General features: G+C 49.8%; 12 protein-coding genes. 10 read left to right on the top strand and 2 right to left on the bottom strand.

Translation table 11 applies throughout. The features are described from left to right. Positions 1–340: 340 nt before the first annotated feature. On the top strand, positions 341–5,107 hold the full coding sequence (locus ABIE27_RS23355) for a WIAG-tail domain (RefSeq protein ID WP_429351642.1): 4,767 nt from the start codon (positions 341–343) through the stop codon (positions 5,105–5,107). A 189-nt stretch (positions 5,108–5,296) separates the two neighbouring features. Here ABIE27_RS23355 and ABIE27_RS23350 read toward each other — a convergent pair whose 3' ends face one another. Then, entirely contained in the window at positions 5,297–6,859 is a 1,563-nt protein-coding gene (locus tag ABIE27_RS23350) for a M4 family metallopeptidase (RefSeq protein ID WP_429351641.1), read from the bottom strand. A 764-nt stretch (positions 6,860–7,623) separates the two neighbouring features. Between ABIE27_RS23350 and ABIE27_RS23345 the strand changes: the two genes are divergently transcribed. The 6 genes from ABIE27_RS23345 (at position 7,624) to ABIE27_RS23320 (ending at position 14,579) form a co-directional block, all read left to right on the top strand. After that, complete coding sequence (locus ABIE27_RS23345; RefSeq protein WP_429351640.1) at positions 7,624–8,448, top strand: glycosyltransferase family 2 protein; 825 nt, start codon at positions 7,624–7,626, stop codon at positions 8,446–8,448. 58 nt (positions 8,449–8,506) lie between these two features. Then, complete coding sequence (locus tag ABIE27_RS23340; RefSeq protein ID WP_429351639.1) at positions 8,507–9,625, top strand: glycosyltransferase family A protein; 1,119 nt, start codon at positions 8,507–8,509, stop codon at positions 9,623–9,625. Then, positions 9,622–10,395, top strand: a complete 774-nt coding sequence (locus ABIE27_RS23335; RefSeq protein ID WP_429351638.1) for a glycosyltransferase family 2 protein — start codon at positions 9,622–9,624, stop codon at positions 10,393–10,395. The genes ABIE27_RS23340 and ABIE27_RS23335 overlap by 4 nt, the downstream gene beginning before the upstream one ends. After that, complete coding sequence (locus ABIE27_RS23330) at positions 10,392–11,123, top strand: sugar phosphate nucleotidyltransferase (RefSeq protein ID WP_429351637.1); 732 nt, start codon at positions 10,392–10,394, stop codon at positions 11,121–11,123. The genes ABIE27_RS23335 and ABIE27_RS23330 overlap by 4 nt, the downstream gene beginning before the upstream one ends. A gap of 983 nt (positions 11,124–12,106) precedes the next feature. After that, positions 12,107–12,868, top strand: a complete 762-nt coding sequence (locus tag ABIE27_RS23325; protein WP_429351636.1) for a GT-D fold domain-containing glycosyltransferase — start codon at positions 12,107–12,109, stop codon at positions 12,866–12,868. 64 nt (positions 12,869–12,932) lie between these two features. Then, positions 12,933–14,579 (top strand): glycosyltransferase family 2 protein, encoded by a 1,647-nt coding sequence (locus ABIE27_RS23320; RefSeq protein ID WP_429351635.1) that lies wholly within the window; start codon positions 12,933–12,935, stop codon positions 14,577–14,579. Between the two features lie 206 nt (positions 14,580–14,785). On the opposite strand, the gene ABIE27_RS23315 is transcribed toward ABIE27_RS23320, so the two are convergent. Then, entirely contained in the window at positions 14,786–15,121 is a 336-nt protein-coding gene (locus ABIE27_RS23315; protein WP_429351634.1) for a hypothetical protein, read from the bottom strand. A gap of 1,170 nt (positions 15,122–16,291) precedes the next feature. Between ABIE27_RS23315 and ABIE27_RS23310 the strand changes: the two genes are divergently transcribed. The 3 genes from ABIE27_RS23310 to ABIE27_RS23300 all read left to right on the top strand — a co-directional run bounded on the left by ABIE27_RS23310 (position 16,292) and on the right by ABIE27_RS23300 (position 20,537). Further along, positions 16,292–17,635, top strand: coding sequence for an LLM class flavin-dependent oxidoreductase (locus ABIE27_RS23310; protein ID WP_123064647.1), 1,344 nt, complete (start codon positions 16,292–16,294; stop codon positions 17,633–17,635). A gap of 241 nt (positions 17,636–17,876) precedes the next feature. Further along, positions 17,877–19,526: an ABC transporter substrate-binding protein gene (locus tag ABIE27_RS23305; protein WP_429351633.1), complete on the top strand. Its 1,650-nt coding sequence runs from the start codon at positions 17,877–17,879 to the stop codon at positions 19,524–19,526. 78 nt (positions 19,527–19,604) lie between these two features. After that, positions 19,605–20,537 carry an ABC transporter permease gene (locus ABIE27_RS23300; protein ID WP_429351632.1) on the top strand — a complete coding sequence of 311 codons (933 nt, stop codon included), beginning with the start codon at positions 19,605–19,607 and terminating at the stop codon, positions 20,535–20,537. Positions 20,538–20,544: the final 7 nt, after the last annotated feature.

Here is a 20,544-nt window from a genome sequence, read left to right as displayed (position 1 = left end):
CTCCTTCGTTGTTATCGCGCAACCATGAATCTTTTTTAGTATGCCGGCCTGTCAATGCATGGCTGTAACATCGCGATAACGCAGACCGGTGTGCAGACGCACTTTTATACATCCGTTAATGTTCAGACATCATATCTTATGAAAGGAGCGGAAACGGGGCGTGGACAGCTGCCTTGTCTCTTCACTTCGTACTGCCTAATTACGTCAGAGCAGATATAACGTTAACCTAAATAGGCATGAATCTGATCAACGATGTGCAAAAGTAGGCCGGAAAAGTGGCAGATGCCCAGCTCAAAGCATATGATGCCGGAGATGAACGTTAGGGGAAGGAGCTGGCCTCATGAGTAAAAAAGGCAAAAAAAAGGTTATGACGCCTAAACTGCGTCATATCAGTCCCAAATTCAGGGAGCTGGATCTGATGGATCGGCGGCTGGAATTCAGCAAGCCGGAAAAAACAGTGGAAAAAGAGGAGGTTTCGACTTCGGATAGTGCTGCCTCCAAGGAAGTTATTGCTGATACCGCAGCAACATCCGAACAAATCACGTCCGAATCATTAATGAATAAACCCGACGTGGTTGTGGAAGTGCAAGATGTGGAGCAGGAGCAAAAGCAAGCCCAAGACCGGAACCAGGTGCAGGAGCAGCAAATTTCCCCGTTAAATGCAGAAAAGAATAGTGTGGAAAAAGAAAGCGTAGAAAAAGAGTTTCAGATCAGAAGCATTGCTCACCTTCCATTAAAAGAACAGGATAACGACAGCCATTTAACAGGCAAGCGGCGGCTTGAACAATTAAACCAGAACCAGATGCCAGGCTATGAAGGACAGTATATTTATACAGATGACCTCAGTGATTTTGCTGTCACGGAAAGTAAGCTTGCTCCTTTTTCGGTGGATGCCTCCAAGTTGAAATCCGGTGCCGTAGGGAGTGAGGCTCTCCAGGATTATGCAGTAACGAGCATTCATATTGCGGACGGTGCGATTGTTTCTGCAAAGCTGGCTGAGGCTTCGATTGCAGAAGAACATCTGATTGACGGCTCTGTATCAGGTCACAAAATCAGAAATGCATCTATCGCTGGAGACAAAATCCGGGATGGTAGTATTACCTCACAGAAGCTGGGCAATCAGGTCATTGATGCAGCCAAAATAGCGGATGGCTCCATCGGCACAAGGCATCTGAGTCGCTTGCTCGTCACGGAGGAATTAATTCAGAATCAAGCTGTTACTGCTGAGAAAATCGCGATTAGCGGGATTGAGACCCGTCATTTAGCAGGTGGGGCCGTCCATACCTCGAAATTGGCGGATGATGCGGTCACCAGTGCCAAGATTCGTGATGGAGCGGTGACAGGCAGCAAGATTGAAGAGCAATCTATTGATGCACGCCATATTCAGGCCGGTTCGGTGAAACAGTCTCATTTGGCTGAAGGGTCCGTTGGACGTAATCAATTGCTGGCAAGCAGCATCGGCAGTGAACAGATTGAGGATGGCTCGATTCATACACGGCATATTGCGGAACATGCCTTGAATGGGCGACATCTGGTGGATGGTTCGATCGGTTCAGTACAGATTCGAGCTGCTGCTGTAGGCAGCGAACAGATTGGCAATGCCGAAATTGGCAGTGAGCATCTGGTCGATGGAGCCATCATTAGCAGCAAACTGGCGGACCAATCGGTGGGAACAGCGAAATTGCTGGAGCAGGCAGTGACGGCTTCGAAACTGGCAGATCAAAGCGTTGTCGCTTCCAAAATATCAGATGAAGCTGTGCTTGGAAAACATCTGGCCAAAGGTGCGATTCGCGGGGAACATATTGCCAATCGAGGCATTACACCAGTTCATGTTGATAATGGTGCTATACATTCGATACATCTTGCGAGTGGCAGCATCGAGACAACACATCTATCCGAGGGAAGTGTATCTGCAGATGCGCTGGCTTCAGGTGTTGTGCTGGAAAAACATCTGGCAGAATCTTCTGTAGGATCATTCCAATTACAGGATGAAGCAGTCACAACCGCAAAGCTGGCATCAGAAAGTGTAACGGCTGATAAACTTGCTCCAAGTGCGGTTACAAGCAAAGCTATAGCCTCAGGTACGGTCAATTCGTCCCACTTGGCCAAAGCAGCCGTATCAACGACTCATCTGGCTCCCGGCAGTGTTGATTCCGAAGCGCTAAGGCCGTATGCAGTGAAAGCCGAGCACCTGACAGAGCATGCCGTGGGTGCTCCTCACCTGCAGCCGGGCAGCGTTCAGACCGATGCCATATCACGTGCGGCAATTACTACGGACAAAATAGCTCCGGGCAGCGTGACTTCAGCACAGATGGCAGGCGGTTCCATTTTTCCACCACATCTTACAGATCATGCTGTGACATCACCTAAACTCTCACCGGAAAGTGTCTCTACAGATAAGCTGGCTGATCTATCGGTCACCTCGGCCAAACTGGCTGACGGCAGTATCACTTCCGCCAAGATTATGGCAGAAAGCATCGTTGCAAAACATATCCCTGCTGAAACGATTCGTGGATATCATCTGAAGCAGCATACAATCTCGCTGGAGCATCTGTCCGATGAGGTGCGTACGCCAGAATTATTTGCAAACGGCAGCATCCCTGGCAGCAAGCTTCGTCAAAGAACAGTGACGACAGAACATCTGGCCACCGACTCGGTATCCGGCGAGGAATTACAGTACGGGGCAGTGGGGAGCGAACATCTGCAACGAGCATCCGTTGATTCCATACATCTCGCTGAAGGCAGTATAAAATCAGATCATTTGACTGCTCAGGCTGTCCATAGTGCTCATCTGAGAGAAGAGGTGATTCGCAGTGAGCATATCACCGAGCAGGCGATATCTTCCAATCATCTGATGGCCGGAGCGGTGCAGACAGAACATTTGTCTCCACTCTGCATAACAGAAGCGCATCTGCAGCCAGGGCTGATCAGCGGACTGCATCTGCAAGGGGAATCCCTGGGCGCTGCACACCTGCAGCAAGGTGCAGTTCAATCTCGTCATATCCAGGATGGAGCTGTTTTCTCCCACCATATTCAGGAGCGGAGTATTGGAACAGAGCATCTGGAGGAAGAGTCTGTCCGATCCGTCATTTTGCAAGATGGTGCAGTTACTACGTCAAAATTGGCGGATAGCAGTGTGGACGGCAGTAAACTGGCAGAAGGAGCGGTATCCAGCATTCATTTGACCGATGAGAGTGTGCAGTCTGCGCATATCGCAGAAGGTGCCGTTCGTGCGGATCATATAGAGGACGGCAGCATCACGGCAAGCCATTTGAACGAAGAAGCTGTAAATACCGCTCATCTGCAAGATAGTGCAGTCACTGCGTCTAAATTGGCGGATGGCAGTGTGGATGGCAGTAAACTGACAGAAGGAGCGGTATCCAGCATTCATTTAACCGAAGCGAGTGTGCAGTCTGCGCATATCGCAGAAGGTGCCGTTCGTGCGGATCATATAGAGGATGGCAGCATCACGGCAAGCCATTTGAACGAAGGAGCTGTAAGCACAGCTCATCTGCAAGATGGTGCAGTCACTGCGTCTAAATTGGCGGATGGCAGTGTGGACGGCAGTAAACTGGCAGAAGGAGCGGTATCCAGCATTCATTTGACCGAAGCGAGTGTGCAGTCTGCACATATCGCAGAAGGTGCCGTTCGTGCGGATCATATAGAGGATGGCAGCATCACGGCAAGCCATTTGAACGAAGAAGCTGTAAGCACAGCTCATCTGCAAGATGGTGCAGTCACTGCGTCTAAATTGGCGGATGGCAGTGTGGACGGCAGTAAACTGGCAGAAGGAGCGGTATCCAGCATTCATTTAACCGAAGCGAGTGTGCAGTCTGCACATATCGCAGAAGGTGCCGTTCGTGCGGATCATATAGAGGATGGCAGCATCACGGCAAGCCATTTGAACGAAGAAGCTGTAAATACCGCTCATCTGCAAGATGGTGCAGTCACTGCGTCTAAATTGGCGGATGGCAGTGTGGACGGCAGTAAACTGACAGAAGGAGCGGTATCCAGCATTCATTTGACCGAAGCGAGTGTGCAGTCTGCGCATATCGCAGAAGGTGCCGTTCGTGCGGATCATATAGAGGATGGCAGCATCACGGCAAGCCATTTGAGCGAAGAAGCTGTAAGCACAGCTCATCTGCAAGATGGTGCAGTCACTGCGTCTAAATTGGCGGATGGCAGTGTGGACGGCAGTAAACTGACAGAAGGCACGATATCGTCTGTGCATCTGGCTGATCGTGCTATTGATGGCAGCAAATTAAGTGAGCAAAGTATCACGTCCAGTCACTTAAATGATGGAATCGTGGGCACATCGCATCTAAGTGAAGAGATCTGGAATGCGATTCGCCAGGTCAGTGCAGAAACGCTGGAACAGCTTGCCGAGTTCAAAAGGCAGGAAGCGATGCAGGAAGTCCAGCAGTTTATACAGTCGGTTGGCCTGCCTAACGAAGGTCTGTTTGCCTGGGGAGATGATGCGGAATCGTCGCCGGATGCGCCTGCTCAGTTCCAAGCCGGAACTCTTAATCTTCAAGAACTGCTTGGACTGCACAATGATTCGGAAATAGATGCCGTATTAACAGAAGGCGAGTTTGCTACGGAAGTCACTGAAGCTGAAAATGCATTGGATGGAGAAAATGCATTATCGCTGGATGTAGCTGTCACAGACTTATCCAACGCTATCACCCCTCAAGGGTCTAATATGGAGGTGCCAGTCTCCTATACCCTTGAGCCTCAGTCGGTAAAACAAGAGCATTTGTGTGATGGTTCTGTAGGCAGTGAACAGTTGCAGACTGGTGCTGTTCAAGCCGAACATCTGGCATTCCAGCCGGTACGCAGTGTGAGTAAACAGCCTGCTGTGCAGCAGTTTGGCATGGAAGCTTTTGTTTTGCCAGAGAATGAGACGTGTACCGAAGTGACGATTGTGTTTGAAGAGTCATTTGTTTCGGAGCATTATGTCATTGTCGCGATGAGCAATGACCGTGGATTCCAGGTGTCGCTGTTATCCCAAAGCGAGGATGAGGCGGTGCTGGAAGTAACGCGAACAGCGGAATGCAAGCATACGTATGGCTTGCTGTCCTGGATCGCAGCGGGGCCATCGGCTTAAAAAATATACAAAAGCGGTGTCCAGAGTATGTCCCCCGGACACCGCTTTTGCTTGGCGAGCCTGACCGTTCGGACATAAGGGGTGTCGGAACGATACTGCTTTTTTTAACACAAATATAGATGAGATAATAATTAGTTCGACTTTACTTTTTAGGAATGGACGCAGACGTTGCACATAATCGGTTAACGATTACAGTCCTACAGCTTGATAAGCTTTGGTGATGGCAGTAGCCTCGGCAGAATTCGCACCGTAGAGGTCTTTGGCCGCCTGAATGGTTGCCGTTTTGGCTGCTGCAAATTTGGATGTCGGTGTCAGGTAATTCACCAGTGTGCTGTAGAAGATACGTACTGCTTTATCCCGGCCGATGCCGCTAACGGTTACACCGTTATGAGTGCCCCCTTGGGCTGCAAGGTAATAAGCTTTGTTGATGATACCGCTGTTGGTATGCACACCGCCGTTATCCGCACTACCTGTGTAGCGGTCACTATATTTGTCGGGCTGATTATACAGCGTAGGGTTGGACAGGGAGCGCAGTGCGTCACCTGGGATGTTAGGGGTATAGATATCATCGCCCAGCAGCCAGTTTTTGCTTTCAATGGTGTTCCCCATAATATCGGCAAACGCTTCATTCAAAGCGCCCGATTCATTGCGATATTCCAGGTTGGCCGTATATTCGATGACCCCGTGAGTTAATTCATGACCGACAACGTCCAGGTCAGCAGAGAATGAGCGGAACAACGAGCCGTCGCCGTCACCAAATACAATCTGTGCCCCGTTCCAGAAGGCATTATTATAGTTGGAACCGTAATGTACTGTGGAACGAATCAAAAGTCCATTACCATCCAGGCTGTTGCGGTTAAATTTATTTTTGTAAAAATCGTAAGTAGCGGCAGCATAAGCATGTGCATCTACAGCTGCGCGGTCTGTCCATACATTATCGGAATCTGTAAGCAGCGTGCCTGGCAGAGAGGAGCGATTATTCGCTGTGTAGGTTAGGATGCCCTTGCCCCGAGTGGTATCTTGCAGTTGGTAGGTACTGCCGGATTGCGTTGTCGTCAGCGTTTTGGTGTCACCCAGTACGCCTGTACCTGTACCAGTGGCAAAGTTAATGATATCAAACTGAGATACGATGCTTCCGTCCACGGCGTTAATAAAATATTTGGTTCGCAGCGGTGCAGGTTCAAGCACGTTCACTTCGGTAATGTAAACCAGATAGGTCTGGCCGTCATCTTCATGGTGATAAATTTGGAGTTCAGCCTTCGGCTCAAGCTCCGGTGCACCTAACTCGCCGATCCGGGAAGTCGCTTCTTCCGAAGCTACTTTAATCGCGTCTTCTGCACTGATACTAGGGATTCCGTCATTAGGAATCGCTTGTTCTTCAACAGGCGGAAGTTCACCAAGAGCAGAAGTCACAGCTCCCGTTTTGTCCAGATGAAGGGTCTGTTCAGCACCGTAGACCGGAATACCTTTGATGTACTGTTGCAGACGGAAGTGCCTTACGCCGGAAGTATCCGTGTTACGTTTAATGATTTTGAGTTGGCCTCTGACATCAGAGTTCAGGAACTCTTCCTGTTGTCCAAGGTAATTGTAGATCGTTTCGTCAGGATTGTTGTTCAAAAGGATACTCTCCTCGGAGGCATAAGGGGCCTCAAGCGGATTGGATAGATCAGATGGCGCTGCAGCGGCAGAGGATACGGAAGCGAGCAAAAGAGCTCCTCCAAGAATTGTTGGCATAACTTTGGCAAATTTCATTGTTAACTCTCCCATTCTCATTTAGATTTTGCTTGGAAAAAAAGGGTTTATGCCTAACTCGGCTGGATTTCCGTCTGCATCTGGCAGGGCGGAGTGAGGGGCTCAAACAGAAGTATGTTTAAGAAGCAGGGGTTGTCCCCCTAGTGATTGCGGCAAACCGAAGGTTCTACGGAGAACCGGGATGTTCAATCCGTGTGTGGAATGCGGGAAGAAGAAGCCGGGTTGGGAACGGCATCACTCCTTTCAAGTTCATGGTCTGTTTGTGATACTAAATGGGGAGATCAAACGTCTGAACTAACCGAAGGTCAATAAATGGACAGAAAGAGGTTTTGGGAACGTAAGTTCTTAACAAGGTTAAAAATGTAAATTGTGTGGCTTGAATCGTATAGTATCACAGTGTAAAAGATTGGAAAAGATGCAATTTTAATTTTTTTTGAAAATTGTGTCTAAAGACAGGGAAGAGATGTCATTTTTGAAAATATTGACGAATCTTGTCGGGCTACAGAATAGGTGTGCTTACACTCTCGCCCAGAACCTAAGTAAGATAAGGACATACGCCGTTTCCACTGCTCCACGAATACATAGAATAACGTGTACTCCCTTGGCATGATCAGGATGGACTGTGGGAGGTGAATTTGTTGCGGAAACAACGTAATAGAGCCAGTTTTGCAACAAAAACAAGAAAAAAGCGTACCAGATGGATATCTGGAAAAAGACGAATCCAATCGAGAAGGAAAAAGGGTACAAAGACCTATGTCATCTCCTTGCCTCCTAACCATTCATTTCATGCGAACGATCGGAGAGAAGCCCATGAGATGATTGGGGAAGTTGTTCAACAAGACAGAGAAGTTCCCCGGCAACCTGTGCTGTCGGTAATTATTCCAGCGATGAACGAGGAACGCACCATTGCTGCTGTAGTCCGTGAAGCGAAACGTATATGCCGCAATGCGGAAGTGCTGGTTATTGTAAACGGGTCAACCGATGGCACAGCGAATGAAGCTGACCGGGCTGGGGCACGTGTACTCCATTATCCTGAAGCGCTGGGACATGATGCAGGACGAAGAATAGGGGCAGCAGCAGCCCGCGGGCAGATCCTGCTGTTCACGGATGCAGACATTCCGATCCCGGCCGAACACCTGGCACCGTACGTTCAGGCTGTGCTAAACGGAGTCGATGTTGCACTGAACAATTACAACGGTCCGGTGACACGGAGCCCTGTTCATCCGGTCGTTGAAGCAAAACATATGTTGAACAGTCTGCTCTCCAGATCCGATCTTGGCGGTGCTTCTATGACAGCCATTCCTCATGCGCTCAGCCGTAAGGCACTTGAGATCATTGGCGTATCTTCGCTGGAAACCCCGCCACTTGCTCATGCCAAAGCGATATTTGGCGGCCTTCGGGTGCACGCTGTTCATCATGTGCCTGTAGGCAAATGGAATGCTGTGCGCACGAGGGAACGAGGCGGCGCTGATCCACTTAGCCAAGTCGTACTGAACGATCATCTGGAGGCGATCCGCTGGATTACAGATACACGGGGGCCACGGGGGGGTTACCCTGATCTGCAGCGTGTTCGCAGTCTGGCTCAATAGGAAGTTGTAAGAAATGGGGGATTATACGATAGAAACGGCAACATCGGAGGTGACAGCGATGAAAACAAGACCAGGAGTAAGGGCAAAGAGACAGACGCGAGCCAAGCGAATGGCGGCGAGTAGACCCCTAAGCAGAAATCAGGCTGAGGGGAAACGCGCGCCACGTACGAATTTCGGGCGGAGCCGGCGGAATGTCCGGAAGGTGATGCCGGATCTGCGTCCATTTTGGCGGGCAGGCCAGCTTGCAGGCAACCAATTCAGGGAAGATGCTGACAACCTGAATAAACATGCTTCTGATACGTGGCAAGTACACGCGGCGAATCTGCCGGAACAGATCAGCTACGAATCTGCACTGCAGGCAGGCAGGGCGTTTGTTCAAGGCTATGCGAAGTCCTCCGGCCATTTACCAGAGATTGTACCGCTACCCCTCCGACATGTTGCTGCTGCCGTAGTCTGTGCCTGTAATGAGGAAAGCACACTTGGGCAAGTGTTGGTACAACTAGGGCGTCTACCCCTCCGTGATATTGTAGTTGTATTAAACGGCACGACGGATAACAGCCTGGAACGCGTGCTGGAGCAACCCGGCATTACACTTGTATATGAACCGGAACGAGCCGGGCATGATGTGGGGCGGGCGCTTGGAGCCAAAATGACAGATGCGGAGAGCGTTTTGTTTGTGGATGGAGATATGGTTATACCTGCGGAACAACTGGCGCCGTTCCTGTTCGCGATTGACCGGGGGCAGGATGTAGCGTTAAATGACCTGACTTCTTTGCTTCCTCCTTTTGCCAAGCAGGACGAAGTCAGCCGTATCAAAGCTTATTTGAATCATACTTTAGGTCGGCGGGACCTTGGCTCGAATTCGATGACCGCTGTGCCCCATGCCCTATCGAGACGAATGATTCAGGCTGTAAAACCTGCTTCGCTGGTCGTTCCGCCGAAGGCACAGATGCTTGCAATCAAGCAGGGACTCAAGGTATCCGCTCCATGCCAGGTGGATGTCATTCGCTCAAACCGACTGCGTGCCGGAAACACGGGTAGCGGTAATGATGTTGCCAGACTGATTCTTGGGGATCATCTGGAGGCACTCGCGTCGTGGATGGGTACAAGTGAACATGCTCTTCGGACCAACCTTCCTTCCCGCGCAGAGGTAGCGTACAGGAGGAATGTGAGATGACGCTGACAAGCATCATTATACCCACTTATAACGGACTCTCATTGCTGAAGCCTTGTGTCGAGGCCATCCGAACATACACAGGAGAAGCGACATCGTACGAGATCATCGTTGTGGATAATGGTTCGAGGGACGGTACTGCCGAATATTGTGCCAAGGAGCGCATCCGGTTTGTCCGTTTACCCGAAAATCGGGGATTCCCTGCCGCTTGTAATGCTGGGCTTCGGATTGCCTGCGGAGATGAGCTGCTGTTGCTGAACAACGATGTTACCGTTACATCATGCTGGCTGGAAAATATGCGCATAGCACTGTACAGTGATGAGCATATTGGCATCATCGGTCCAGTCACGAACTATGCCAGTGGTATTCAGCAGGTGCATATGACGTTTCGGGATGTGCAGCATTTTCAGGAGCTAGCGGCTGGCAATAATGTTTCGGATGTGTCCAGGTGGAAGGAAGTACGCCGAATCGTAGGGCTGTGTATGCTGATGAAACGAAGTGTAGTGGAGGCCGTAGGATGGTTTGACGAAGCGTATTCCCCTGGACACTATGAAGATGACGACTATTGTTATCGGGCAAGGCTGCAGGGTTTCCGTTTGCTGGTATGCAGTGATGTCCTTGTACATCATCAAGGCAGTGCGAGTTTTCAAAAGACAGATCATACGGAATGGAAACAATTGTTGGAGCGTAACCGTTCCATTTTCATAAATAAGTGGCAAGTCGATCCGCGTGAATTTATGGACATATCCGATGAAGGAGGGAACAAGGAATGAAAGGTGTAATTCTTGCTGGTGGCACAGGGACCAGGTTGTACCCTCTGACCCGGCTTATTAACAAACATCTGCTTCCCGTCGGTAAACATCCGATGATTATGTATGGCATCGACAGGCTTCGTCAGGCAGGGATTGAGGATATTCTGATTGTCATCAATAAACATTCCGCTGGTTTGTATACCGAGTATCTTGGTGGCGGAGCGGATCATGGGGTCAGGTTAACGTATCGTATCCAGGAAAAGGCTGGTGGCATTGCCGAAGCGCTTGATCTGGCATCATCGTTTATTCTGCCGGGCGAAAAATTTGTGGTGCTGCTTGGTGATAATCTGTTCAGCGATGATTTGAAACCGTATGTAGAACGATATATGCAGCAACCTGCGGGGACGGCGCGAGTACTGCTTAAAGGGGTGGACGATGCACGTCGCTACGGGGTGCCTGTCTTTGATGAACACCATCCGGAACGTATCGCGTACATCGAAGAAAAGCCAAGCCAGCCGAAGACCTCTTACTGTGTAACGGGCATATACATGTATGATGATTATGTGTTTAGCCTGATTCATAACATTGTACCGTCTGCACGTGGAGAGCTGGAGATTACCGATGTAAACAACCATTATGCATCCGGCGGTGGATTGGAGTATGACATTTTGCAAAACTATTGGAGCGATGCCGGGACATTTGAATCGCTCCAGGAGGCCGCTGTACGTATGAAAGGGCAGCTGCCTTAACCGGAAATAACACGATACAGCCGCGGTGCGGTGCGTGGATCGAAACCGATGATTGAAGCAAATGATGGAAACAGAATCCTCGCCGGAGCCTTGAAGTAAGCTCCGGCGTTTTGTGCAGCGACAGCGGCCATTCGGGCAAGACAGTGAAGGTGCAGATTACAGGGAAGTGATGTCGGATGTGCAAGGTAGGGGAGAGTAGAGAATAGAAGAGGTCTGGGTAATGCGAGTGTTGTGAAGAGTGGAGGCAGAGCGGTGCAAGTGAATAATGCAGGGAAGTGGGGCATGTGAAAGGTACCGTAAGAGCAGGGAGCAGGAAGGGCGGAGACCGTGCGGGTGGTGGGATCAGAATAAGTAAGGCAGGCCGGACTGGAGCTGTGTTGAGTAGGGGCACGGCAAGTACGGCTGGAAGAGTGGGAAAGGGCAGTATGGCTGGAAGTGTGATAGTCGCTGGCAAAGCAGACAGGGTTGGAAATAGGGTCAATGTGGGCAAGGCAAGTCGGCCCGGAGGCGGGATTAGGGCGGGCAAAGCTGCGAGAGCCCGTGGAGAGGGAAAGGCGGACAAAGCGCGAAGAAGCAGCAGAGCCGCAGGTGATAGAGCGAGCCAGGCAAGCGGGGCAGCCCTGGCTGGCTCTGCCCAAGGCCGCCTGCGCCAAGGCCCCGCCCCGCGCAGGCGCGCTTCTGCGCTGGGCCGGCGCGCCGCGGCCCGCGCCAAGCAGCGCACGGCGATGCGCCGTGCGCCCAAGCCAGCACCGCACGCAAGCTCGCCACAGGCGATGCCTGCCAGCGGTGCTGGCCCCGCCCCGCGCCAGACGACACACCCGCAGGGTGTCGTCGTGCCCGCGGGGCGGGAAGGCGCTGCCGCGAGTGCGGGCAGCGCAAACGGCGTGCCGCTGCCGGCTGCGGAGCATGCCGTGCAGGCGGCAGGGCCCGGCGGTTACGCCGCGGGCTACCGCGACGGCGTATTCGCCGGGGGCGAGGCGCTGGTGGCGCAGCACATCCCGCCGGATCATATTCTGCCCGCAGCGGCGGCAGATTTGATCGCGGCGGGCTTCCGCCAGTATGCGCCCAGCCTAACCCGGCTAACCAGCCCTCATGAGATGGCTGGTCATATCATGGCGGCGCTGGATGCACAGCGCCCCCTGTCTGTCGTTCGCCTCGGGGATGGCGAACTGCTTACGCTGGCAGCAGATACAGTGCTGCCAGCTGCAGAAGTGCAGGAGCTGGCACCGTTTCTGCCCTATGCAGGGGTGCCGTGCTCCACGCCAGACATCCGCGCGACGCTTGCGGAAGCTATTCGGGGTGCAGACTGGGTGGGTGTGCCCATCTCACGTGCTCCGACGTTTCAGGGACTATTATTCCCGGTGCTGCGCCATTTCGGGATCGACTGGTCCCATCTGAAATTGACCAGTTCCACGATCAATTACAGTCTGCATCAGTCCCGACTGTTGCTGCCGATTCTGCAAGGACGGCGTGTGCTGCTTATCGGCAGCCAAGCGGCAGAGCTTGGAGCCTTGCTACAACTGCATGGGGTACAGGTTACGGGCATCATCCCTGTAGTATCAGGCATGGCGGATATTCCGAGGGTGATGCAGCTAACGGCCGAGCATACCTTTGATATCGCTCTGGTGGCAGCGGGCATTCCAGCGGTCGTGTTATGCAGGCGTATTGCGGGAGAACTTGGCAGCGTTGCCTTCGATTTCGGACATTTGGCAGACAAATTAGTGACAGGGGAGCTTCAATTCTAGTGAGTCGTATGGGGCGGGGGTACCAGAACCCTGCCTCTGGCACGAGTGGAATGGAGGAAGCAACATGAAGAAATCGGAAATACAGCCTCATCGTGTACGGAAAAATAGTCAGAGCAGCTTACAGAAGAGCAGTCAGCTTAGAGTGGGTACACAATTATCGGGTAGCCATCCTCATCGTACGGGTACATCTGCTAAGGTTTTTCTTCATGCAGCCGGTGGTCGTAATCGGCGTAACGCCTCACGGAAAGGCAAAAGAAGTCATCGTATCCTTCGAAACACCAAGTTATACAAGCAGGGATATAACCGAGGTTACGAAGATGGTGTTCTTCAGGGACAGAATTCATTCGGAATTGTGTTTGAAGGGGTCAGCATCATTATTCCGACCTACAATCAGCGGGATTATGTACTGCAATGTGTGTCAAGCATTGAGAAATATACCCCGGCTCCTTACGAAATCATCGTTGTAGACAATGCTTCTCAAGATGGTACGGCCGACGCACTGCTTCGCAAAGGCGGTATGGTGAGGGTGGCTGCATTGGATGAAAATCGGGGATTCGCTGGAGGAGTTAATCAGGGTCTGATGATGGCAAAGGGACGGCATATCGTTGTGCTGAACAATGATACCTTGGTTACCCCGGGCTGGCTGGAAAATATGATGACGTGTCTTAACAGCGATCCACAGATTGGTGTCGTGGGTCCTGTCACGAACTACATTGGCGGAGATCAGCAGATTGAAGTGCCTTATCGTGAAGTAGAGGAGATGTGGTCTTTCGCTGCCAACCACAATCGTCCCGACGCAGAGAAACATCGAGTGACAGATCGGCTCGTCGGATTTTGCTGGCTGTTTTCCAGAGATCTGTTTGAGCGTGTAGGGTATCTGGATGAGGGTTACGCCGTAGGTAACTTTGAGGATGACGATTGGATTGTACGGGTGCGTATGTTGGGATACCAGCTTGCTGTAGCAGGTGACGCCTTTATCCATCATTTCGGAAGTGTCAGCATGAAGGCGCTCGGGGAGCAGGACTTTAATACAGTGAATAAGAGCAATGAACAATTGTACAGTCAAAAATGGGGAGATCCCCAAGCACTCATCCTGGAAACCTCCAGATTGGCACAGACTCAGTACTCATACTCTCAAACTCGAGCTCAAGCGAGCGTATCTTCGTCAGTGGGAAAGGGAGAGCGACACCAGCGGGCCGCGGGTTTCTCTTCTGAAAACAGTCCTGCAACATCACCGTTCAGACGAAGCGGTGATTTCTATCCCGAAGGTGCATTCCTTGTTGATCTTAAGGGGGATGTTTACGTACTAAGAGGTGATCAGCGCCGAAAACTGAACGTTCCTGTTCCACGCGGCATCTCGCCGGTGCTGGTAGCCAAACCTGATCTGCTGGGCATACCTGCGGGTGAACCACTGGTGTCCGCCGGAGACATATGGAACGAATCGCATGAACCTGACCTTCCTTTTGCTGTAGCTTCTTCTGATCCCGACATGGCAACTATGCACGCAAGCATTGTAGCTGCTGCCGATGCACCGGAAGTTTGGTATCTGGTAACCGAAGGAAAACGCAGGAAATTTGTATCCACCTATGCAGCGGAACGTTGGGGGATAAGCTCCAGACATGTGCATCAAATATCAACCGAACAACTCCATTCGATCCCGGAAGGATGGCCGATTATTGCTCCGCCTCAATTGCTGAACCAGGATCTGTGATGATTACCGTTCGTGGTTTGAAGCAACATGTAAACATGCGGAATGAATAACGCGGCACGCTATGCAGCTTTTACAAAACGTTCGCACGGATCTGTTTATTCCGCATGAAGTTTTAGCAGGATCAATTTTTCAAACGCACTTGGGAAGTGTGATACTACTAATTGGAGAAGGGAAAAGCCCCCCTGTAACAGGAGGGCATAGAATGTTTACCAGTTGTAGATGAATCCTTGGTACTTAGCAATCCAAAACTGATCTGTTTCCGTAGTTCTTGTCACAAGTGAGATAAGCGTAATATATCCATAATATGGGTCATCATCATAATAGTAAGTGGAAGGAACATCAGAACTATTTGGATAATGTAGCTTATTATATGTTACATACTGCTCAACCCACTTTGAAGAAGAATGTGGAGATACAATGTTAGATGTCTCAGATGTATGGTTACCAGTGTTAATGATGACAGGACTAGACGCCAAAGACGTTGAGGCTACGGTAAAGCAAGCAACGACAGTTAACAAGCCGGTAATTAATTTTTTCTTCATTTCTATCATCCTCTCTTTTTGGAATACATTTACATAATATATAAAAATAATCCAAATGTATATGACATTTAAGATTGGAATTACTATGTTATATGAAAAATATGTGAACTTTATTTAGATTCGCAATAATAAAATTGATATTTCAATAAAGAAAGGAAGAGAACATATTCAGTAAAACGTATCACTGAACTATATACAAAAATAAAGAATGAAAAATGAAAGAATGAACGTTTGGTTATAAGTTTCTCTTGCATCAAGTTTACAGAAAAAAAGATTTGAGAAGAGATTAAAAGCATTGGATTGAGTCTGAGCTCACTCCTTTGTTTAAATGAAAAGTTTATATTACATAATAAAAGCATTTTTTATTGATAGATAGGTTTATTGTGATGGAGTGTGTTCCACTGCACTACTCCAAGCAATTCAAAGAATAACATTAAACATCTTTTGTGATCCCTCTCTCTGACATTACCTAATTTCAAAATTTAAATTTATTTTTTCTATTTTGTTATAGGATTGTTCTATTAGCAGAACCATTGACGATGTAAAGGGTCGGGAGTACATTTATAGCCGTAATCCTTATTTAACAGATAGGAATTCATGGTCTAGGTGGAGCTGGTCTGTCTGAGCACCTAGGACTCCATTATGGAAATCGGAGGTATGTCGATGTCATCAGCTAAAAAAGTAGTGTTATGGAGTAAAAAGGGTTGCCATTTCTGCAGAACTTCTGGGGCGGCAGGATGAAGCAGTGGCTCTCTGAACGGAATGGATTAAGTCTAACAGGGCTAATGGAGTAGGATCGTAGCGGTTTTTTTACATGAGTGCTATGGATGATATGGGCGGCATGATGTAAGTCCTGACCATATCAGTCAGCTCAATTCAGATAGGTCTGCTTGTTTAGAGATCGGCGACCAGTCTTCCTTCAATCATGCTCATTCTCTTTTAAGGAAAGCTTATATGAACGCTTATTTACACCTCTGATATCGTTATAGAAAAAATCTATTAGAAGCACGGTTGACCGGTTCGCCGGGGCAGTGATAAGCTGTGTGAAATTAAAACAAACCAAACTCATAGGAATAATCGATTTTTCGATTTTGATGCTCAATCATTGATTTAGATGCGCTACATTATAGTTTCATAAAATCACCTTATTTCAAGGAAGGCGGAGTGCACATGACAGCAAAACGGAGTTTGAAGTTTGGAGCCATCATTCATGGCGTTGGAGGAAGCAACACAACCTGGAGGCACCCGGAGGTTCTATCCGATGCCAGTGTCAACTTTGGATTTTACAAACGTCAGGCGCTGAAGGCAGAAGAAGGCAAGTTTGATCTGGTATTCATTGCAGACGGTCTCTATATTACGGAAAAATCCATTCCTCACTTCCTGAATCGCTTCGAGCCGATCAGCATTCTTTCCGCTCTTGCTGCGGTAACTTCACGCATTGGTCTTGTGGGCACACTCTCCACATCCTACAGTGATCCATTTACAGTCGCCAGACAGTTCGGTTCTCTTGATCTGATCAGTGACGGTCGTGCGGGCTGGAACGTGGTGACATCCCCCTTGGAAGGTACCGCGAAAAATTACAGCAAAAGTCATCATCCAACACATCCGGAGCGTTACCGTATTGCAAAGGAATATTTACAAGTGACCAAAGGATTGTGGGATTCCTGGGAAGACGATGCATTTGTAAGAGACAAGGAGAGCGGTGTGTTCTTCGATCCTTCCAAACTGCACACCCTGAACCATGAAGGGGAATTCTTCTCTGTACAGGGGCCATTGAATATCGCTCGTTCACGGCAGGGACAGCCGGTTATTTTCCAGGCAGGTTCTTCGGAGGATGGCAAAACGCTGGCGGCACAGGAAGCCGATGCCGTATTCACTGGACACGATAACATTGAAGATGCACAGGCATTTTATAAAGACGTCAAAACACGGGCAGCTTCCTATGGGCGTTCAGCACAAGATATTGTTATTTTGCCAGGCATTAACCCGATTGTGGGACGGACGGCAGAGGAAGCGGAACAGAAATATCAGGAGATCGCAAGCCTTGTAACTATTGATAAAGCACTTGACTACTTGGGACGTTTCTTCGAGCATCATGATTTCTCCCAGTATCCGCTGGATGAACCGTTCCCTGAACTGGATGGCATAGGCAGCAACAGCTTCCGCAGTGGAACAGACAAGATTAAAAAAGATGCCAAAGAACAGGGGTTAACCCTGCGCGAAGTCGCTTTGCGGGCGGCAACGCCACGAAGTCAATTCCTGGGCACACCGGAGCAGGTGGCAGACAAAGTCCAGGAATGGTTCGAGGCGGAAGCGGCAGACGGATTCATTATTGCTTCGGAGCTGCCTAGCGGATTGTCCGACTTTGTGGAGTTGGTGGTACCCATACTACAGGAACGCGGTATCTATCGTACGGAGTATGAGCATGACACATTGCGTGGCAATCTGGGTGTTCAGGTGCCTGTGAACCGCTATACAGCAGCCAGAACACAGGAACAGCCTAACGTTATCTAAAACGAATACCGAATGTCCTCTAAATCGAACATCATTCAATGGTTTTATTTCATGTTAATTAAATGCGGTGACTCAAACCTGCGTAAATTGAAGCACGAATTCTTTTGAATCATAGGGTTAATGAAGTTAAGGAATCCTTCTTGCCTTAAAACCTACTTTTCTCATAGGAAATATAAAATATATACAAGTTTGCTTAGCGTAACACATTAATGACACCTGTATACACAGAGGGGGAAGCGATATGAACAGGTCTATCTCATGGACAAAAGTGGTGGCGTTGGCAGTAGCATTGGTGATGGTTTTGTCCGGATGCGGAGCAGCATCAGGAGGCAAAACGAGCGGTGCGGCACAGGCTTCCGCCGGCGGGGGGCAGGCCGGAAAAGCGGAAGGGGGTAACCTCACCTTTGCGCTGGCGACTTCACCGGATACGCTCGACCCGCATCGCAGCGGTCTTGCCGTAGCCGTACGAGCGATTCGCACGATCTACGACAATCTGGTGGTTCAGCTGTCCGATGGTTCCATCAAACCTTGGCTTGCCAAGGATTGGAGTGTATCGAAGGACGGCAAAAGTTATACCTTCAAGCTGCGTGAAGACGTGAAATTCCATGACGGAACCCCGTTTAACGCCGAAGCGGTGAAGTACAATCTGGATCGGGTCATTGATCCGGCCACCAAAGCTGCCAATTCCCTTGCCCTGATTAGACCTTATAGCTCCTCCGAGGTCATTGATGAATATACGATCAAAGTCAATCTGAGTGCGCCTTCGCAGGCATTTCTCGGTAACTTGAGTCAGGCATTGCTGGGGATCGTGTCTCCAACCGCTGCGAAGAAATATGGGGATCAATTGGGCAAAAATCCGGTAGGCACAGGTCCGTATACCTTTGTGAAATGGGATGAAAATGCGGATATCGTTGTAGCCAAAAACAAGGATTATAACTGGGGCCCGGATACAGTCGAAAACAAAGGCGCTCCTTATATCGATACAATCACGTTTAAAATTGTACCGGAAGAAGCAACACGCATCGGAAGTGTACAAAGCAAGCAGGTGCTTGCCGCAGAGACCGTACCGCCGCAAAATATCGCTGCGCTCAAAAGTGATCCGAACCAGCAATTGCTGCAAGCCAACACGGTTGGTTTGCCGTATACCCTCTTTTTCAATCTGCGCAAGGCACCGTGGGATGATGTAAAAGTAAGGCAAGCGGTACAATCCGCCGTAGACGTAGAGTCCATTGTGAAAACCTTGTACCTGGGTAACTACGAGCGCGCATGGTCTGCATTGTCTCCAGGCATTCTCGGCTATGACAAGGCGCTTGAAGGAAGCATCACACCGGATATCAACCGCGCGAACCAGCTACTGGAAGAGCAGGGCTGGGTTAAGGGGACTGACGGGATTCGTGTCAAAGACGGGAAGAAGCTGACCCTTCGTTATGTAGATGGCTCCCCTAACCGGGAGAAACGCAATGACATTGCTGCCATCATCCAGCAACAGCTGAAACCGCTGGGCATTGCGGTAGAAGTGGTGATTACCAAAGACATTGCTACCGTGATCTATCAGAACTGGGATTATGATCTGTATGGCAACAGCCAGGTCAATTCAGATCCGAATGCCTTGTACGCCTTCTATCATACCAGTGCGGAAGGGGAACGTCCGACATTATCCGGTTTATCAGATCCAAAGATCGACCAATTGCTGGAGCAGGGAGCGGTAGAGACGGATTCGGCGAAAAGGGTAGAGATCTACAGTCAGATTCAGAAATATCTCATTGAACAGGCGGTTATTTTGCCAATATACGTATTTCCGTATACTGTGGCTGCATCCAAAAACGTTGAAGGCATCAAGTTCGATTCACTCGGTTATCCACTCTTCAATGATGTGCGTATCCAGCCATAATGCAAATTGCGTTATCCAGTCTCATCATTCCAACACGGCGTACAGCCTGTTCCGGTTTCAGAAAGGAGCCATCCCGGTATGATTCAACTGATCTTGTCAAGATTAGCAACGTCGCTTCTCGTTATATTTGGAGCTTCGGTGCTGGTGTACTGCATCATGTATCTTCTGCCGGGTGATCCGGTGCTGCTAATGCTGGACCCATCCTCGGCTACCCCGGAGATGATTGCCAATCTCCGGGCACAGCTTGGGCTGGATCAACCATTTTATATCCAGTTTGCGAACTATTTTGGCGATATGCTGCGCGGGGATTTTGGTCAATCCATGGTCAACTCCGATCCGGTACTGCCCAAGATTGTGGAGCACTTCCCGGCAACACTGGCATTAACGGCACTCAGCTCGCTAATTGCCATCACCATCGGCATTACACTTGGCGTTCTGTCGGCCATTCACCGGAATGGTGTGATTGATGTTGTGGCTCGGCTCGTTGGTTTGTTCGGTATCTCGATGCCAACCTTCTGGACCGGTATTCTGCTCATTCTGTTGTTTTCCGTGCAGCTCGGCTGGTTCCCGGCGATGGGTTCGGACGGATTCAGTACCTTGGTGCTTCCGGCAGCCACGCTTGGACTTGTCGGTGCAGGATTTATTGTGCGGATGGTGCGTAACAGTATGCTTGAAGTGATCAATGAACCGTTTATCGTTGCTTTACGGGCCAAAGGATTGTCTGAACGGGCCATCATGTATGGTCATGCGCTCCGTAATGCACTGATCCCCGCCGTAACGGTCATCGGTATGCTAATTGGGGATTTGCTGGCAGGAACCGTGGTGGTAGAAACGGTATTCTCCAGACAGGGGATCGGTCGTATTATCGCTGACGCGCTGATGGCGAAGGATCTGCCGGTGGTGCAGGGCGTTGTGTTTTTTACATCCATCATCTATGTCGTGTTGAATTTGTTTGTAGACATCTCGTATTCGTACATTGATCCTCGGGTTCGGCGAGCTGTCCGCACATGATCCAGAT

This window comes from Paenibacillus sp. 4624 (assembly GCF_050435065.1).
Taxonomy (GTDB): domain Bacteria; phylum Bacillota; class Bacilli; order Paenibacillales; family Paenibacillaceae; genus Paenibacillus; species Paenibacillus amylolyticus_D.
The sequence above is the reverse complement of the archived record's forward strand: the minus strand, read 5'-3'. Positions and strand labels throughout refer to the sequence as shown.

What these genes read in the sequence shown, in the direction of transcription:
- ABIE27_RS23355 (WP_429351642.1), top strand. Translation starts at nt 341, where the DNA reads ATGAGTAAAAAAGGCAAAAAAAAGGTTATGACGCCTAAACTGCGTCAT.
- ABIE27_RS23350 (WP_429351641.1), bottom strand. Translation starts at nt 6,859, where the DNA reads ATGAAATTTGCCAAAGTTATGCCAACAATTCTTGGAGGAGCTCTTTTG.
- ABIE27_RS23340 (WP_429351639.1), top strand. Translation starts at nt 8,507, where the DNA reads ATGAAAACAAGACCAGGAGTAAGGGCAAAGAGACAGACGCGAGCCAAG.
- ABIE27_RS23335 (WP_429351638.1), top strand. Translation starts at nt 9,622, where the DNA reads ATGACGCTGACAAGCATCATTATACCCACTTATAACGGACTCTCATTG.
- ABIE27_RS23330 (WP_429351637.1), top strand. Translation starts at nt 10,392, where the DNA reads ATGAAAGGTGTAATTCTTGCTGGTGGCACAGGGACCAGGTTGTACCCT.
- ABIE27_RS23320 (WP_429351635.1), top strand. Translation starts at nt 12,933, where the DNA reads ATGAAGAAATCGGAAATACAGCCTCATCGTGTACGGAAAAATAGTCAG.
- ABIE27_RS23315 (WP_429351634.1), bottom strand. Translation starts at nt 15,121, where the DNA reads ATGAAGAAAAAATTAATTACCGGCTTGTTAACTGTCGTTGCTTGCTTT.
- ABIE27_RS23310 (WP_123064647.1), top strand. Translation starts at nt 16,292, where the DNA reads ATGACAGCAAAACGGAGTTTGAAGTTTGGAGCCATCATTCATGGCGTT.
- ABIE27_RS23305 (WP_429351633.1), top strand. Translation starts at nt 17,877, where the DNA reads ATGAACAGGTCTATCTCATGGACAAAAGTGGTGGCGTTGGCAGTAGCA.
- ABIE27_RS23300 (WP_429351632.1), top strand. Translation starts at nt 19,605, where the DNA reads ATGATTCAACTGATCTTGTCAAGATTAGCAACGTCGCTTCTCGTTATA.